This window comes from Mycobacterium sp. NGS48, from assembly GCF_059812585.1.
The window spans coordinates 1-247 of sequence record NZ_JCALCY010000056.1 but is presented as its reverse complement, the minus strand read 5'-3'; the positions used below and the strand labels follow the sequence as shown (position 1 = coordinate 247).

Here is a 247-nt window from a genome sequence, read left to right as displayed (position 1 = left end):
TCCGCAGCGCGCCGCATCAAGCTGGCTCCACACCCGTTGGCGGGTGGACAGCCAGCCCGAGAACCGCCCACTCAAAAGCGGGGAGTTGGCGGCGATGGCGACCATTATCGGACCCAGCGCATGGGCTAACCGCACCCGCGCCGCCCACCCCGCCTGCGGTCCGGCGTCGAGGTTGACCTGGACCGACGCCGTCGACGTCATCATCGCCGCGCCGGGCACCCCGGTGCGGCTGGCCACGAAAAACTGT

General features: G+C 70.4%; 1 protein-coding gene. It reads right to left on the bottom strand.

Annotation, left to right across the window (positions count from 1 at the left end):
• On the bottom strand, window positions 1-247 hold a 247-nt coding region (locus AC5Y42_RS23645; RefSeq protein WP_499900989.1), incomplete at both ends, for a glutamate-cysteine ligase family protein.